Source organism: Paenibacillus apiarius (genome assembly GCF_017052585.1).
GTDB classification, from domain to species: Bacteria; Bacillota; Bacilli; order Paenibacillales; family Paenibacillaceae; genus Paenibacillus_B; species Paenibacillus_B apiarius.
In genome coordinates this window covers 1,343,503-1,360,868 of the sequence record NZ_JAFFHZ010000001.1, presented here as the reverse complement: position 1 = coordinate 1,360,868, position 17,366 = coordinate 1,343,503, and the positions used below count along the sequence as shown (strand labels likewise).

At 52.0% G+C, this 17,366-nt stretch carries 13 protein-coding genes and 1 pseudogene; 12 read left to right on the top strand and 2 right to left on the bottom strand.

The annotated features are described in order from the left end of the window. Nucleotides 1–11: 11 nt before the first annotated feature. From JSQ80_RS06210 to JSQ80_RS06155, 12 genes and pseudogenes are all read left to right on the top strand, one after another. Nucleotides 12–1,391 (top strand): hypothetical protein, encoded by a 1,380-nt coding sequence (locus tag JSQ80_RS06210; RefSeq protein WP_206094733.1) that lies wholly within the window; start codon nucleotides 12–14, stop codon nucleotides 1,389–1,391. 45 nt (nucleotides 1,392–1,436) lie between these two features. After that, on the top strand, nucleotides 1,437–3,407 hold the full coding sequence (gene asnB, locus JSQ80_RS06205) for an asparagine synthase (glutamine-hydrolyzing) (RefSeq protein ID WP_206094732.1): 1,971 nt from the start codon (nucleotides 1,437–1,439) through the stop codon (nucleotides 3,405–3,407). Between the two features lie 96 nt (nucleotides 3,408–3,503). Next, nucleotides 3,504–5,558: a carbohydrate-binding protein gene (locus JSQ80_RS06200; protein ID WP_206094731.1), complete on the top strand. Its 2,055-nt coding sequence runs from the start codon at nucleotides 3,504–3,506 to the stop codon at nucleotides 5,556–5,558. 127 nt (nucleotides 5,559–5,685) lie between these two features. Then, nucleotides 5,686–6,876 carry a glycosyltransferase gene (locus JSQ80_RS06195; RefSeq protein ID WP_206094730.1) on the top strand — a complete coding sequence of 397 codons (1,191 nt, stop codon included), beginning with the start codon at nucleotides 5,686–5,688 and terminating at the stop codon, nucleotides 6,874–6,876. A 9-nt stretch (nucleotides 6,877–6,885) separates the two neighbouring features. After that, on the top strand, nucleotides 6,886–7,908 hold the full coding sequence (locus JSQ80_RS06190) for an NAD-dependent epimerase (protein WP_206094729.1): 1,023 nt from the start codon (nucleotides 6,886–6,888) through the stop codon (nucleotides 7,906–7,908). Between the two features lie 6 nt (nucleotides 7,909–7,914). Further along, complete coding sequence (locus JSQ80_RS06185; RefSeq protein ID WP_087435801.1) at nucleotides 7,915–9,087, top strand: glycosyltransferase family 4 protein; 1,173 nt, start codon at nucleotides 7,915–7,917, stop codon at nucleotides 9,085–9,087. 21 nt (nucleotides 9,088–9,108) lie between these two features. Then, the gene (galU, locus tag JSQ80_RS06180; protein WP_206094728.1) at nucleotides 9,109–10,002 is read left to right on the top strand and encodes a UTP--glucose-1-phosphate uridylyltransferase GalU; all 894 of its coding nucleotides are present in this window, start codon (nucleotides 9,109–9,111) and stop codon (nucleotides 10,000–10,002) included. A gap of 5 nt (nucleotides 10,003–10,007) precedes the next feature. Then, nucleotides 10,008–11,336 (top strand): UDP-glucose 6-dehydrogenase TuaD, encoded by a 1,329-nt coding sequence (tuaD, locus tag JSQ80_RS06175; RefSeq protein WP_206094727.1) that lies wholly within the window; start codon nucleotides 10,008–10,010, stop codon nucleotides 11,334–11,336. A gap of 56 nt (nucleotides 11,337–11,392) precedes the next feature. Next, nucleotides 11,393–12,799, top strand: a complete 1,407-nt coding sequence (locus tag JSQ80_RS06170) for a right-handed parallel beta-helix repeat-containing protein (RefSeq protein WP_206094726.1) — start codon at nucleotides 11,393–11,395, stop codon at nucleotides 12,797–12,799. A gap of 313 nt (nucleotides 12,800–13,112) precedes the next feature. After that, entirely contained in the window at nucleotides 13,113–13,712 is a 600-nt protein-coding gene (gene rfbC / locus JSQ80_RS06165) for a dTDP-4-dehydrorhamnose 3,5-epimerase (RefSeq protein WP_206094725.1), read from the top strand. Beyond that, the gene (gene rfbD / locus JSQ80_RS06160) at nucleotides 13,709–14,602 is read left to right on the top strand and encodes a dTDP-4-dehydrorhamnose reductase (protein WP_206094724.1); all 894 of its coding nucleotides are present in this window, start codon (nucleotides 13,709–13,711) and stop codon (nucleotides 14,600–14,602) included. The genes rfbC and rfbD overlap by 4 nt, the downstream gene beginning before the upstream one ends. Next, a pseudogene (locus JSQ80_RS06155) lies at nucleotides 14,505–15,256 on the top strand (LCP family glycopolymer transferase). The gene rfbD and the pseudogene JSQ80_RS06155 overlap by 98 nt, the downstream one beginning before the upstream one ends. Before the next feature lie 481 nt (nucleotides 15,257–15,737). Here the strand turns inward: JSQ80_RS06155 and JSQ80_RS06145 are convergent. Next, nucleotides 15,738–16,190, bottom strand: a complete 453-nt coding sequence (locus JSQ80_RS06145; protein ID WP_206094721.1) for a bactofilin family protein — start codon at nucleotides 16,188–16,190, stop codon at nucleotides 15,738–15,740. Between the two features lie 28 nt (nucleotides 16,191–16,218). Beyond that, nucleotides 16,219–17,322, bottom strand: coding sequence for a M23 family metallopeptidase (locus JSQ80_RS06140; protein ID WP_240463570.1), 1,104 nt, complete (start codon nucleotides 17,320–17,322; stop codon nucleotides 16,219–16,221). Between the last annotated feature and the right edge of the window lie 44 nt (nucleotides 17,323–17,366).

Below are 17,366 nucleotides of genomic sequence, written 5' to 3'. Positions count from 1 at the left end.
GGAGAACAAAAATGGGGTGGCTGGCCGTACCTGTTGCGATGCTGCTCGGAGGAGTCATCCTGGTCATGGAACAGGTTAGAAAAAAAAGAAATGGCCCGTTTGATTTTTTGGCTGCCGTCAGCGGCATCTATTTTGTATGCTTCAGTGTCATCCCGATTTATTGCGCTTTTTTACTCCCTGACGAACTGGATAGCTGGAGCTGGATTCTGAAGAATTCCTTCTCTTCAACCTCATACTTCTACGCATCATTGTGCAGTCTGGCCGGTTATCTGTTTATCGCGGCCGGTTATTTCACGTGCTCGCGCTTACGCCAAGGTCAGGCTGACGGCATGCAGCGGGAGCGGCTCGATAGGCTGGAGCCATTACAGGAGAGCGGTCTATTCGCTGCTTCCGCTTTAATCGCCTGTATCGGCCTCATCAGCTTTGTCATTTATACGTCCTCCATCGGCGGATGGTCCAAATTGTTCGAATATGCTATTTTGCTTCGTTCCGGCACTGATTTTATTGAATCAAAATGGCTCTTTTTCAAAAACCTGTCGACGTTCATTATGGCAGCCTCCTTATGTTTTTTTGCGTTGGCCAAGGAAGCGGAGCGCTCCAGGATCCGCGCGTGGTCACGTTTATGCTTTTTGCTCACCTTCGGCTTGTCGATGGTGCTGCTGTTCCATAAAGCAGGAAGAATGGAGATGGTCTCCTATTTAATTACGTTCCCGCTGGTCAATGTCGTCCGAAATAAAGCATGGAATATCAAACTCATTTTCGGGTTTGGTTTTTTTTTCGTCCTCATCGTCTTGTTTGGAAAACAAATTTTCAATTATTTTATTTATCCCGAAGGTGTTGGCAACCAGCTGACCAATATCGGCTCGGAAGCGGGCAACATTATTTCCAAAGTGCTGCTGGAGTTCTCATTCCCCTATGTGACGTTAGCGAATGCCATACAGACGTTTCCATATGAGAATATGTATCGGTTCTTCGTGGATATTCCGCTCGGCGCGCTTCATCTGGTGCCGTCCCGGCTCATTCCGCTCAATCTCCCGGAGACGGTGTCCGAGCTGAATACGTGGATGTTCCAGACGAAAGGCACGACGCCTGTCGATTTCGTGTCCTTCGGTTATTTCAATCTAGGGATAGCGGGTGTCGCCATTCTCGGATTCGCTTTTGGCGGCGTGCTTGTTTTGATGGAACGGATGTTTTCGGCAAATAAAAACGGGTTCATCGTCATTTACCGAGTTCATTGGATACTGTATTTCGCGTTCCGCATTATGTACAGCGATCCGCAGATGGCCTTTCAATCCGCCTTTACATACGCAATCGGATTAGGGCTCGCGCTCATGCTCATGAATATAGGCAGGAGCAAAGCAGCCGAAAAAAAAGCCGAAAGATTAATTTAATCCATTAAAGAGGTTGAATACGCACTTAAAGGGGAGTTATATCGGATGTGTGGAATTGTCGGATTTGTCGCTCGGAATGCGCCGCTCACTATGGCCAAGATGGAAGCAACGATTAAAGCCATGACGGATCGGATTGTCCATCGCGGACCGGATGCCTGCGGATGGTGGGGGGAAGATAGCGATGGAACCATCGGGCTCGGCCACCGCAGACTGTCCATTATCGATCTGTCCGAACACGGACGACAACCGATGCTTTCTCCCAGCGGCCGCTATGTCATCGTGTTTAACGGCGAAATATACAACTACAAGGAAATTCAGACGTGGCTGCAATCAACCGCGCCTGAACTATATTCCCAATTGCGCGGTCATTCCGATACGGAAACGATGCTGGCAGCCATTGAAAAGTTAGGGGTATACCGTGCCGTGCACCGGTTCACGGGCATGTTCGGATTTGCGCTGTATGATCGCAAGGATAAGAAATTGCATCTGGTCCGGGATCGGATGGGGGAAAAACCGGTCTATTATGCTTTTGGACAACAGAATGAGTTTTTGTTCGGTTCGGAATTAAAGGCGCTGCAGGCGCATCCCCAATTTGTGAATCAGATCGACCGGGATGCCATCGGCTTGTATTTGCAGCATTGCTATATTCCAGCGCCGTATACGATCTTTCAAAATTGCCGCAAGCTGCCGCCGGGAACGATGTTGACTTACGATACGCGGTCTGGAACGCATGATATACAGTCTTATTGGACGGTGGAACAAGCGGTTCAGAATGGTCAAGGCCACAAAATCGACATAAGCGAGCAAGAGGCGGTGAAGCAGTTGGATGCGCTGCTGCGCCGGTCAATCTGGGGGCAAATGGTATCGGATGTCCCGATCGGCGCTTTTTTGTCGGGAGGAATCGACTCTTCGACCATCGTTTCCATCATGCAAGCGCAAAGCTCGCAAAAGGTGAAGACCTTTACAATCGGCTTTCACGAGGAAGGATACAATGAGGCGGTGCATGCCAAGGAAGTAGCCCGTCATCTTGGCACCGATCATACGGAGCTGTATGTCACGCCGCAGGAAGCGATGAACGTCATTCCTAAATTGCCCCGTTTGTATGACGAGCCATTTTCGGATTCTTCGCAAATTCCGACCTATCTGGTCTCGGAGCTCGCCCGCAAGCATGTAACGGTCAGTTTGTCCGGAGATGGAGGGGATGAGCTGTTCGGGGGATATAAGCGATATTTCATCACGAAGGATATATGGAGCAAATTGAACAAAGTGCCGGTATTCGGCCGTATCGGCGCTTCCAAAATCATTCACTCGATTCCGGTCTCCACATGGAATCAATTATCGCGTTGGTGGTCTCCGCTCAAGAAACGGGCTACCGTGCCGGGAACGGCAGGGGACAAAATGTACCGTCTGGCGGAACTGATCAAAGACAGCAGCCTGAATTCCCGCCAATTTTACCGGTACATGATTTCACACTGGAAGGATCACTCCATCGTTATCGGAAGCTGTGCCTTGGATACGGTTTTTGAAACGGTGCCGCAGCAATTTTTTTCCGATTTTTCGCATGAGATGATGTATTTGGATATGATCAGCTACTTGCCGGATGATATTTTGGTCAAGGTCGACCGGGCCGGCATGGCCGTCAGTTTGGAATCCCGCATTCCTTTTCTGGATCACCGGATTGTGGAGTTCGCTTGGCAGTTACCCGTTACATATAAGATTAAGGGCGGTCAAGGAAAGTGGCTGTTGCGGCAAGTATTGAATCAATATGTGCCGGAAAGCATTATGAATCGGCCGAAGATGGGCTTCAGCGTACCCATCGGTTCATGGCTGCGCGGACCGCTGCGCGAATGGGCGGAGCATTTGCTGAGCGAAGCGAGGATGAGGCAGCAGGGATATTTGAATCCGGCACCTATACGTCAGCGGTGGAAGGAACATCTGGAGGGCAAGCGGAATTGGCAATACGATTTATGGGATGTGTTGATGTTTCAAGCGTGGTTGGAGGAACAGACGAAATAGGCTGGAAGCCCATAGTGTGATAACTATACCATTATGCCCCCTCTCTCATATTTTATAGCAGGAAGCCCGACTGCTTGGGTGTGAGGGGGAATCAATATGGGCCCGAAAACGGATAAACTCCAGCTGCATTTATGGAACTGTCTATTTTTAAACCGTTGTAGATATAATGAAAATTTAGTTAAAATTGATATCGCCTGCGCCGAAATCGATAGGGTCAAACAAGATTTCGGCAGCGTGAACGAACATATCGGCACGCTGCGATGCGGGCTCGCGTCGGCGAATGGGCACATCGGCACGGTCCGGAGCGGGATCGCTTCCGTGCAACAGCACATGGAAGAAGTTCGAGCCAAGCAGGCATCTATGAGCAACGACGTAACCAAGCTGCAGCGCGACGTGGCCGAATTGGAGCTGGACGGCACGTTTCCCCTGCAGGAATTTATCCAGCGGGGAATTAACGTAACCTGGTACAAACAAGACACCGACAATGATTACACGAAGGCTTTGACCGATGCGCTGCAAATCGGGCGCAACATCTATTTTCCGCCGGGCAGCTATGAAGTGAACTTCCCGAAGCTGCCGGAAGGCGTCTTGATTTACGGTGAAGACGCGGTAGTCATCGGGGGATTGAGTCTGAGCAGCAATACGATCATTCGCGGAATCAAATTTGCCGGCAAGACGAGTTCCGGCACGTATTTGAATCCCGGCGTGTGGATCACGGAGGGAACTGGAATTACGATCGAGAATTGCCTGTTCGACCAAACCCGGATTTATGCCGGAGATCCACAGAACGGCAAGACCGTCTCCAAAATCCGAATCCAACGCTGTTCGTTTACGGGGGACTATAACGGGTTTCAGGTCGATCCGCAATCGATTGAAATGTATGGTGGCTACGATGTTCAAATAACTGACAATCTGTTTGACGTGGTCAACGCACACCGCTTCTTGAAGATTAGTACGTCCAATCCGGATTCGACACCGGTTGTCGAGGAGTTGTATAGCCGGCGTGTCGTTATATCTGGCAACATCATGAAGGGATCGCTGAAGCCCAAGCAAAAGCAGGTTATCGATCTGTTTAACGGTGCGGTGGAAGTGGTTATAGCGAACAATGTTGCCGAAATTGACGGTGAGCCCGATGTGTTCCTCGAATGCAAACCAGACGGGGCCCGAGGAGCTTCGACCAGCAAACATCGTCAAATCGCCATCACCGGCAATTCAATACAGGTTCGTTCCAAGCATATTATTACCTTGTATGGGGCCAACTCCCTTCCATTTGAAGACGGATTGCAGACATGCACCATCGTCGGCAACGAATTGAAAAGCACGCATCCTTCGCCTTCGGAGGCTATTGATGTGCGCGGGTTCGATCAGACGCTCATCGCCAATAACAATATTTTTTTTGCAGGCGATCATTCATATCTGGTGGCCATTTGCGCCGCATGCAACGATGCCTTCTCCATTAACGGCAACGTCGCGAATAAAGGCTCCATACTCATTGAGAGCGAGGCGCAGACGAAGGAAGGAACGGATTACCGGACGGATTGGGAGCAGGGCAGCGTAAAAGGAAACATTTTGCGCAATTACAGATATTATGGCGGCATTAACTTGATCAAGCTGCATATGACACAGTTGATTATCGAGGGGAATGTCATGCAATCCTCTGACGGAGCGAAAGTGAACTCCGCCATCTATATCGACTCCGAATCCATTGTTAACCTGATCATGACGGGAAATATGAACAAGGCGATGCAAGAGTCGTTCAATCGCGTGCTGCTCGTGAACGGCGATGTCGTGCGCTGTACCGACACGGGAAACTCATGGAACGCGCGGGAAATCGAAGGGACGGCTCCGCCTGCGGGCGGGGCTTGGAAAGTCAGTGACACGGTTCGCAACAAGGCGGCGGTCAGCGGCCAATATATTGGTTGGGTATGCGTGGCCGCAGGCCGGGCTTGCAACACGCTCTGGCAGCCGAACACCGCTTACAACGTGAATGCGATGGTCAATGCCAATGGAAAAGTGTATAAATGCACAAAAGCGGGCACTTCGGGAACTACCGCACCGACCCAAACGTCGGGCGCCATAACGGACGGGACGGTAACGTGGCAGTATCTTGACGTAGTGGCCGTATTCAGCGCTTACGGAATGATCGTATAAAGGATAGTCGGTCGCAGCTAGTTGAACCTAAGATATCGCTGCCGATTCCGCCGCACGTAAAAGGGCCTGAGGCTCAGCCTCAGGTTTTTCTTGCAAAAATGCTAAAGAGAAATGGAGGGGATACGCGGTGGGGAGAACCAGAATTATGTTTCTCATTTCCGGCCTTCATGTCGGAGGAGCGGAAATGATGCTGTATCGTCTAACCGATGCGCTGAAGGAACGTTATGACATCGTGATTGTCTCTATGCTTCCGGGAGGACCGGTAGCGGACATCATGAAGCAAAGCGGACTGCAAGTAGAGTCGTTGCAAATGTCCTCGAAGAAGGACGTGCTTGCCTTACTTGGTCTTATCCGGCTGATTCGGACATTCAAACCGGATATCCTGCATTCATTTATGTTCCATGCCAACATTGTCGGCCGCATTATCGGCCGCATGTGCGGCGTTCCTGCCATCATATCGAGCATACGCAACACTTATTTCGGCTCGGCCGCGAAGACAAGGCGTGCCGGATTCGAGATCCGCGATGCCTTGCTAAGATGGACGGATCGCTTTTCAGACGCCACCACCATTATATGCCGCTTGGCGGCGCAGCGAATGATTAAAGCGCGCATTGTTCCGCCCGAAAAACTGCATGTCATCTACAATGGCATCGATGCCTCTCCTTTCGTATGCCCGGATGAAGACGCGAGAGCGGACGTTCGCCGGGAGCTGGGCATTGCATCCGGGCAGCTGATGATTTTATCGGTAGGGCGTCTGCAGGAACAGAAGGGCCATACGTGCTCGATAGAAGCGGCCGCCTTATTAAGGAAGGCTGGACTTGATTTCAAATGGCTTGTCGCCGGGGAAGGGGAGATGAGGGAGGAGCTGGAGGCGGCGATTGAGGCCAACCAATTACAGGACCGTTTCTGTCTGCTGGGATTGCGCGACGATGTGCATCGTTTGCTGTGGGGGGCCGACCTTATGGTGCTCGCCTCGAATTGGGAGGGGCTGCCCGGTGTCGTCATTGAAGCAATGGCCGCTTCGGCTCCGGTCGTATGCACGGATGTGGGAGGCAGCTCCGAGCTCGTCATTCCTGATGAAACAGGTTTTTTGTGCCCGCCCCAAGAACCGGACTCTTTATTTGGATGCATCATCCAATACGCTTCACTCTCTCCGGCACAACAACACCTTATGGGGGCCCGCGGACGGGAGAGGGCGATTCGACTGTTTAATCTGGAAAGCATGGTTCAGCGTCATGAAGACATATATGCTTCGTATACGAAGCCTGCTCCCGAATCGGTTGAACCTAACAAAGACAAAGTGCTGGAATACAGATAGGAGGGAACTATGGTGATTGCAGTTACGGGAGCGGCAGGCTTTATCGGCTTTCATACAGCCAAAAGACTGCTTGATGAAGGAAAGGAAGTATTGGGAATCGATAATTTGAATGACTACTATTCGCCGCAGTTAAAGAGGGACCGTTTAGAGCTGCTGCAGCAGTATGACCACTTTCATTTTCATCAGGTTGCTCTGGAAGACGGAGATGCGCTATTCAAGCTTTTGGGCAACGGCCGGATTCACACCGTCATTCATCTGGCCGCGCAGGCCGGAGTGCGCTACAGTATTGACAATCCGAAGGCGTATGTGGACGCCAATATCGTCGGCTTCATTCACATCTTGGAAGCATGCCGCCATCATCGCATTTCCCACCTTATCTATGCATCTTCGAGCTCTGTCTACGGGGCCAACGTAACCATGCCGTTCTCGGTGCAGCATCCGGTGAATCACCCGGTCAGCTTGTATGCCGCGACGAAAAAGGCGAATGAATTGATGGCGCACACCTACAGTCATTTATATGCTCTGCCGACGACGGGACTTCGTTTTTTCACCGTATACGGACCGTGGGGAAGACCGGATATGGCGTACTATAAATTTGCCAAACTCATTTTGGCAGGGGAGCCGATACCGGTATATAATTATGGCCGCATGAAACGTGATTTTACGTACGTTGATGATATTGTTGAATCGATCTTCCGCTTGATGGGGCATATCCCGGCAGCCAATCCAGACTGGGATCGGGCAATCCCTGATCCGGGCAGCAGTTATGCGCCATACCGTGTATACAATATAGGGAATCATCAGCCTGTCGAATTGATGCGGATGATTCAGCTGCTCGGAGACTATTTGCACCGCACGCCAGACTTGAACCTGCTGCCGATGCAGGATGGCGATGTTTGCGAGACCTTTGCCGATGTTGCGGAATTGAGCCGCGTCATTCAGTTCGAGCCGGAGATTGCGCTAGATGAAGGTTTGAAGCGATTTGTCGAATGGTTCGTCCATTATGAAGCCAAGCAAAAAACAGGAGCGTGATCGCAAGTGAAGAAAGTGGCGCACATCTGCACGAATGCCAAAAGTCATCGTATATTGGTCGACAAACTGGCGCTGATTCAAAAGAAAGGCTACGATTTGCATCTGATTTCGTCCAGGGAAGGCTATGATGCGGATTTGATGAGCCGGCATACGATGACCTTGCATTTTGTCCCGATGAAAGAGACGGTAGCGCCTTGGAACGACATGGTTGCAATTGCTCGCCTCGTTCACTTGTTGCGAAGCGAACGTTACGATATTGTTCATACCCATAACGCCAAAGCCGGAGTCATTGGCAGAATCGCCGCTTGGCTGGCCGGTGTGCCGTTAATTGTCCATACGACACATGGCCTTCCATTCTACGAAGGGCAGGGCCGTCTGAAAAATACGATGTATCGCGAAATGGAACGGATCGGGGCCTGGTTCTGTGACGCGATTGCGTCCCAAAACCGGGAGGATATGAGCAAAATCAAAAAATACGCGCCCAGAAAAAAAATACTGTATGAAGGCAACGGAGTCGATTTGGAGCTGCTTGACAACCGCCGCAGCAAGATCAGCGCCGCCGATATCGAACAATTAAGGCTGCAGCATCATATCGGGCCGCATCAAAAAGTGATTTTAGTCGGAGCTCGTTTCGAGCCGGTTAAAAATCACTTTTTTTTATTGGACGGGTTAAAGAGGCTCAAGGATGAGCTTCAAGTTGATTTTGCCTGTCTGTTGGCCGGCAAGGGCGGATTGGAGCAAGAGGTGGAAGCAAGAATCAAGCTGCTCGGATTGGAACGTTATGTGCAGCGGATCGGTTATCACACAGATATCTATCCATACATTCAAATGGCGGATACTGTCGTTCTGACTTCGGAAAAAGAGGGAATCCCGAGAATATTGATGGAGGCCATGTCGTTTGAAAAGGCGGTGCTGGCGACTGATGTGCTGGGAACACGGGAGCTGATTCGTCATAACGAGACAGGTGTCCTCGTTCCGTACAAAGATGTGAAATTGCTTGCGCAGCAATTAGGGCTGCTCCTGAACGATGATGCGCAGCGGGCGCGGATAGGCCGCATGGCCCGCGCATCCATCGAGCTGGAATTCAACGAGGATATCGTTACACGACGCATTCATGCTTATTACCGCGATCTGCAGTCCCGTACGAACAGGCCCCAATCTACTTCGGTATCGGTGTAAAGAAAAAGGAGGATGCCATACATGAAACTGAAGAAAGCAATCATTCCCGCGGCAGGACTAGGAACCCGTTTTTTGCCGGCTACGAAGGCGCAGCCGAAGGAAATGCTCCCCATCGTAGACAAACCGACCATTCAATACATTATCGAAGAAGCCGTCGAATCCGGGATCGAAGATATCTTGATTGTGACAGGCAGAGGAAAACGCGCTATCGAGGATCATTTTGACCGCGCCATTGAATTGGAAGAGACGCTGGAGAAGAAAGAGAAGCGGAAGGAACTGAGTGAAATCAGGCAAATCTGCAAGCTCGCTCATATTCATTATGTGCGCCAGGGCGAGCCGAAAGGATTGGGCCACGCCATTTGGTGCGCCCGGAAGTTTATTGGCGATGAACCGTTTGCCGTCTTACTGGGCGACGATATTGTGCAGTCTGAAAAGCCTTGCCTGAAACAACTCATCGGCATATATGACAAGTATGAACAACCGATTGTCGGCGTTCAGCAAGTGCCGGAGCAGCATATTTCGAAGTATGGAATCGTAGCGCCCAGCGGCATAGCTCTGGAGCCTAATGTAATGAGAGTGTCGCATTTTGTGGAAAAACCATTGCGCGAGCATGCCCCTTCTTCCTTTGCCATTATGGGACGTTACATTTTGACGCCTGACATTTTCAATATTCTCGAACAGCAGCAGCCGACGACCGGAGGAGAAATACAACTGACCGATGCGATTTCAACGTTGAATTATGAGCAGGCCGTGCTCGCCTTTAATTTTCAAGGGATTCGGTACGACGTCGGCGACAAATTCGGCTTCATCAAAGCGACTGTTGATTTTGCTTTGCAGCGGGATGATTTGCGGGCGGATGTGCTCCATTATTTGCAAGAGCTGTATGAAAGAGAACTCGTCGGGAGCGGGAGGTAATCCGTATGAATAACATTTGTGTGCTGGGGACCGGCTACGTGGGCTTGGTGTCGGGAACCTGCTTTGCCGAGATCGGGCATAACGTCATCTGCTGCGATGTGGACGGCAACAAGATCGCCAAGCTTCAGCGCGGCGAGATCCCGATCTACGAGCCTGGCTTGGCAGACATGGTGCAATCGAATGTGAAGTCAGGGAGGCTGCGCTTCACAACCGATATTGCTCAGGCGATCCGTGAAGCGGACATCATATACATCGCGGTCGGCACGCCGATGTCTGATACCGGGGAAGCGGATCTGACCTATGTAATGGCGGTGGCGCGAACGATCGGACAGCAGCTGAACGGGTACAAAATCATCGTGACGAAAAGCACGGTTCCGGTAGGAACGGGCAAAAAGATAGCGCGTGAAATCCGGGAACATATGATAGATAAAAGCATGAAGTATGACGTCGTCTCCAATCCGGAGTTTTTGCGGGAAGGCACTGCAATCGAGGACTGCCTGTCGATGGAGCGGGCGGTAATCGGAGCTTCCAATCCGGAAGCGGCGTTGGCCATTGCGCGGCTGCATGAACCGTTGCATACTAAAATATTCATTACGGATATCGAGAGTGCGGAAATGATTAAGTATGCGGCGAATTCGTTTTTGGCCATCAAAATTTCGTTTATTAACGAGATCGCCAACATTTGCGAGCGCGTGGGGGCCGATGTGACGGATATCGCAATCGGCATCGGCTTGGACAGCCGCATCGGCGACAAGTTCCTGCAAGCGGGCATCGGGTATGGAGGCTCCTGCTTCCCGAAAGATACGGAGGCGTTGAAATTCATTGCGGAACAGAATGGAATCGAAGCGCGATTAATTCAAGCCGCCATCGAGACGAACGATAAGCAGCGCATGGTCGTTGTCGACAAATTGATAGAGGGGCTCGGCGACATTTCCGGCTACAAAATCGCTATTCTCGGATTGGCGTTTAAGCCGAATACGGATGATATGCGCTATGCGCCTTCCTTGACGATAATTCCGGAGCTGATGAAGCGCGGTGCATGCATTGCCGCCTACGATCCGATTGCTCAATATGAAGCGCTCAAGTGGCTGCCTGCCGGAGTAGAGTATGTCAATGACGTTTACGAGGCGGTGACTGACAGCGATGCGGCCATCATCCTTACGGAATGGGAAGAAATCAAGTGGATGGATTTACATAAAGTGATGCGGCTGATGAAACAACCGATTTTGATCGATGGGCGGAATTGTTTTTCATTAGAGAGCATGCAGGGCTTGGGCTATTATTACGCAAGCATCGGACGGAAGGTCGTGACTGCGGAGAAGGTGCTTGCCTGACACATTTCCAACCTGTGTGAATCGTTCAACTTATATAGATACAAAGGAGATCGCAGATGAATAACCGCAACCCAAACGGCTGGAATCGGAAAATGGATCGGAGGGCGCTGCTCGCTGCATTGGGCACGTTCGGGATCGGAATGGCAGGCGGCAACTGGCTGTCGAGGGAGCTGGACATCGGCCATGGGGACGGTGAGGTGGCGAGCGCTGCCGCGGCGGCAGCTTCCGGTGCAAAGACCAATTGGCTGAATGTAAAATCGTTCGGAGCCAAAGGAAACAATAAAACAGATGATACCGCAGCCTTTCAAAAGGCGCTGAAACAAGCCGAAGGCAGTGTCGTATATGTGCCGAAAGGCACATATGTCATCTCCAACACGCTGCAGCTAAAAGGAAACACGTCACTTATTGGAGACGGGAAGGCGCTGTCTATAATTCGGATGAAGGCGCGGGGGAAAGACGGCATTCGCATTATCGATGCGAATCAGGCTTACGTAGGGCACATTCAAATCCGCGATGTGCTCAATCCCGGAGAAGGGGAAAGTCACGGGATCAACGTCATGTCAGGCAAACACGTCGTGTTGGAGCACTGTCAGGCCTTCAACTGCGATAATACCGGGATACGAATCGGATTCGATCATAAAGGCGTAACGGAAGACTGCAAGGCGCTTTTTTGCGAGGTGTCGCAAGTAGTCGAAGGCTCGGGCATCGAAGTCATTCGTGCCGATGGCGCTGTTGTGTTAGGTTGTACGGTTGCCGAATGCGCGCAGCACGGGATCCGTATTTGCGGGGCAAAGCGAGCTACTGTAAGCTGCAATACGCTGTCGTACAACAATCAATCGGACATCTCGATTCAGGGGTTCGGGGACGGTCAAGACGTGTCGCATCGCGCCGAGCGGTTCCTGGTCTCCAATAATCAATGCAAAGGCGGCGGACAAAATGCGGGAATTATGCTGTTCAATTATGCGAACAACGGTATCGTGTCCGAAAATGTCGTGCAAAACAATGTAGTGGGCATTGAAGCCTATGCGCCTAACCAGCGGGGAAATTACGACGTGAGCTTCACTAACAATGTAATTATGCAGTGTCACACCGGGATTCGTATACTGGGGACGCAGAAAAGGTTGTATTTTAAGCAAAATGCCATCATGGATTTCGGATTGAACGACTTGACTAAAAATTCCACGCAACTGACAGGGATCGATATTAACGGTCTTGGCGAGCCTCTCAATCATATATTTGTGGAGCATAACTCGATTACGAACGCATGGAGCGAAACGGCGCAAATTGCCGTTCAAGTCAGAGAGCTTAAGGACAATGCGCAAATATGGATACGCCACAATCAAGTGGCGCTGCGCAAGCCGCTGTCCACCGGTTGGCTGCAGCATCTAGGAAATGAAGGGACGGTCATTACTCGGGCTGGAAATGAAGAATCGAATGTGGTGATCCCCATCGAAAACGTATAGAGCCAGATGCCGAATAGCTTCTTGGGATGCCTCGTGATCAAAAGGGGACTTTGAACAACTCTTAGAGAACATGTTCAAAAATACCACTTTTCAGCACCGAGAAGGTTGCAAGAACCCGAAGAAGGAGGAGCGGAGTGTAGGCGAGACTACATGAGCACCGGACTTCGAGGGTGAATGCAGGATTCGATGCAGAGTAACATCTTGGGATGCCTCGTGATCAAAAGGGGACTTTGAACAACCTCTTAAAGAACACCTTTTTGTGGTGCAAGCATATGATAATCAATATTGTGAGTTACCGCAAAGAGGTGAAAGAATGAAAGTTACTCGTACGAAATTGAAAGAGGTACTCATTATAGAACCGGACGTGTTCCAGGATGATCGAGGCTTCTTTATGGAAAGCTACCACGCGTTGAAATTGGAGCCATTCGGCATCGCGCATTCGTTCGTGCAGGATAATCATTCATTGTCCGTTCAGACGGGAACGCTGCGCGGACTGCATTATCAATTGCCTCCGCAAGCTCAAGCCAAATTGATACGGGTGGCGGCGGGAGCCATCTACGACGTCGCGGTGGACATTCGCCCGGGTTCGGCGACGTTCAGACAATGGGTTGGGGTGGAGCTGAGCGCCTCCAACAAGCGGCAGCTGCTCATTCCGCATGGCTTTGCCCATGGGTTCTGCACGTTGGCGCCCGATACGGAGGTTCTCTATAAAGTAGACGCGTATTACGCTCCAGAGCTGGATCGAGGCATTATATGGAATGATCCGGCCATCGGCATTGCTTGGCCAGTCCGGAATCCGATGATGTCAGAGAAGGATCGGAAGCATCCCTTGCTATGCGACGCCGAGCTGCCGAACGTACTAAGCGCGAGCCATGCGTCCACGGAAGCTGGAACTGAAGGCGATCGCCGATGATGAATTGTGCTGCCGGTTCGATACTTGTGACTGGCGCCAAAGGACAACTCGGCGCTGAAATGATGGCTCTCCTTCAGCGGAAGGGGATCGAGGCGATTGGATACGGACGGGATGAACTCGACATTACGGATGCGGAGCAAGTGATGGACGTGATGCTGCGGGAGCGCCCGGCGCATGTCATTCACGCCGGAGCTTACACGAAGGTAGATGATGCGGAAGGAGATCCGGATACCGCTTACCGGATAAATGCGTATGGCACCCGCAATGTCGCGGCAGCCGCGGCGCAAGCCGGGGCGCGGCTCGTGTATATTAGCACCGATTATGTATTTGACGGACGGGCGTCGCGGCCGTACAACGAGTTCGACCCAGTGCGTCCGATAAACAGGTATGGGCGCTCCAAGTGGGAAGGGGAGCAATTCGTGCGCCAGCATCATTCCCGTGCATTTATCGTCCGCACCTCGTGGGTGTTCGGGGCTTATGGGGAGAACTTTGTAAAGGCGATAATCCGCAAGGCGCAGACCGAATCAGAGCTGCAGGTCGTTCACGATCAAGTCGGCTGTCCTACCTATACGCTTGATTTGTCAGAGGCGATCTTGCGGCTGCTCGCGACCGATAAGTACGGTACCTATCATATAACGAATAGCGGCAGGTGCTCATGGCATACGTTCGCTTCCGCCATAGTGTCGGAAGCAGGCTTGGCCACGATGGTGCGCCCTGTCGGAACATCGCAATACCCGCGTCCGGCGCGCCGTCCGGAATATTCGGTGCTCGAGCCAATGGCGCTGCGGTTGAATGGATTTCCCTTGCTGCGGCATTGGTCGGAGGCGCTGCGGCATTTCGTGGAGGAGTGCTTGGAGCAGACGCTCGGGGATCGCAACGGGAAGGCGTAAAAACATATCTGTGCCCGGAGGGTTTATGATGAAGCAAATATGGAAGCGTTGGCGGCCTTGGCATAAGGCCGCCTTTGTGTTGCTCGGCAGCCTTCTCATTGCCGGGGCGGCAGGGTGCATTACGGTGTGGAACGCGCTCAAAGAGACGGCCGATTCCATGTATGAGCCGCTTCCTTCCCGCGAGAGGCCGTCGTTTCCGGCATCCGCTGGGGTAAATTCCGGTCGGACGGTCAGCCCGAAGCCGTCCGCAGGTACGGATGCCGGCCGCAGCCAAGCGCCGTTACCCGTGCATGACGGCGGTATGCCCGATTTATCCGCCCAGGATCCGTTCACGCTGCTCATCATCGGGGTCGATGAACGGGAAGGCGATCGCGGCCGCGCGGACACGCTTGCGTTCGTTACCGTTCAACCGAAGCGGGGAGCGGCATCCATTCTGAGCATTCCGCGGGAGACGCGCACGCGGATTGAGGGGACAGGCACAGTGGATAAAATCAATCACGCTTATGCCTTCGGGGCGTGCCGATGACCGCCGCGACCGTGGAGCAGCTGCTTCAGGCGCCCGTCCACTATTATGTAAAGACGAATATGGAAGGCTTTACGGCCATCATCGACGAGCTCGATGGCGTGGATGTAGCGAACGCATTCAGAGATTGATAATGTGGAGCATGACACATTGCAAGGACAGGGCGCGAAAATTGGCGGAATTTATTATTTGCTTGTCGATGAGCGGGAGAAGCAGTGGGTGAGACAAAAAAATTATAAAAATTTGGATGATACATCTTGACAAATGTATTCGCAATACCTTACATTTGTGATACGAATTGTAACGTTGAAAGCGGACAATCGATGTAAAGGGGAGTGCCTAATGAAGACGGACGTGCGGCAAACGGAGCAAGCGATATATTGTATCGGGTGTGGGCAAATGCTCGCTGAGGAACCTTCCATGCTGCATTTTCGCACAGGATTTTATTACGGACGCACACCTTTAGGCGCGTGCCAACCCTGCATAGGAGCCTATACACCGTTACAAATGCTATGGAGGGCGGTTATGACGGAAAGGTCATACGGCTGTCCGAACTATGCAGCTTCCAATCGGTAATTCTCCTTCCTCTATATATGGAACGAGAAGCAAGCGCTACCCCGCTTGCTTCTCGTTCACCTTTTTCTCTTCGCTTTCCGAATCGCTCCCTTTCTCCTTTGGTTTTTCTTTGTGAGCACCCGAATGACCTTCAGCAGGGGCCGGCTGCTCTACGAGGCTGGTTCCGTTCAATATACCGCCTTCTTCGATGACGAGCACCGCGGATTCGCAATTGCCGCATACTTTACCGGTTGACGTAATAAGCAGCTTGCCAGAAGCATGTATGTCGCCGACGACGGTGCCGGCAATGACAATCAAGCCGGCAGATAGCGTGGAATGCGCTTCACCGCGATCGCCGATCGTGATGGAGCCGCTGCTTATGATTTCTCCTTTGAATTTCCCGTCAATACGGATATTGGATTCACAGCAGATGTTACCCTCGAATTCTGCACCATGCCCGATAAAAGTATCGGTTTGTTGCGGCTGATACTTTGCGCGACGACGGAACATGCGTGTACAACCTCCTTATAAAGCGCAGTTAATATTTCTCTCTGCTGCCTGACGCCAGCTGCGGATTCTTCGGCAGGAGAGGCCGGCGGTGTGACGGTGATGGCTGGAGGGGGGAAGAAGCAGCGGATTTGACGGACGGGGCGTTCCCTACGAACGGAAGCGGATCAATCGGCTCGCTTTTCTGCACAATCTGGAAGTGAAGGTGAGGGCCGGTGCTGCGCCCCGTAGTGCCGACCTTTGCGATTTCATCCCCTTTCGCCACGCGCTCTCCCGCCTTGACATCGATACGCTGCAAATGCATATACCAAGTTTCCAGCTGATTCACGTGGCGGACGATAATATAGTTGCCGCGGCCTGAATTGAATCCGGCTTCAGTGACCTCGCCATCGGCGGCGGCATACACCGGGTCGCCCATCTCGCCGCCGATGTCGATGCCTGCATGGAAGGCGGCCCGCCCATTAAGCGGGTCCTGCCGGTATCCGAAGCTGGATGTGATGCGGCGTGACGTCGTCGGCCAGATGGACGGCGTTCCGGCAATCGTCGTTTGCTTCGTCAGCGCCTGCTTCAGTGTGGCGGGAGCGCTTCTCTGTACGGTTGCGAGCATGCGGCGAACCTGTTCCAGATCGAAGCTGGAACGATGGGCAAGATCGATGATTTGCTCGGATCGCACCTTGCGCGCCTCGCCGCCGACTTGAACGCGTTCGTTCCAGGCGGTGTGCTGAGCCGTGTAGGTTGACGGGCTGTTCGTATCCTCGGGGACGTTGATATAGCCTTCGACGAACTGCTGCATCTGCAGTTCCAGCTCGCTCATCTGCTTGACGCGGGCCTTGACGGATTGAGTCTCCGAGGATAGGCGCACGATCTCGTTCTGAAGCAGGCGAATCGCTTCATCTTTGTCCTTTACGGTAATATCCAGCGCTGCTGATTGATTGGAGAGCTGGCCTTCCAAATCGCGAATATGAGCGGCAGATTTCCACTGCATGCTTAAAATAAGACCGGATATGGACAATACAGCGGCAATCGGAACGGAGACGATCAGCATTTTCGACATGTTCAATTGTCTGACCGTCTGTTCCGCGTCGCGGATGACAAGCAACGTCATTCTTCCCTTCCACCAACGCCGTTTCATCATATCACCTCGGCTTTAGCGTCAACTGCAAGTTTACTCTCTATTGC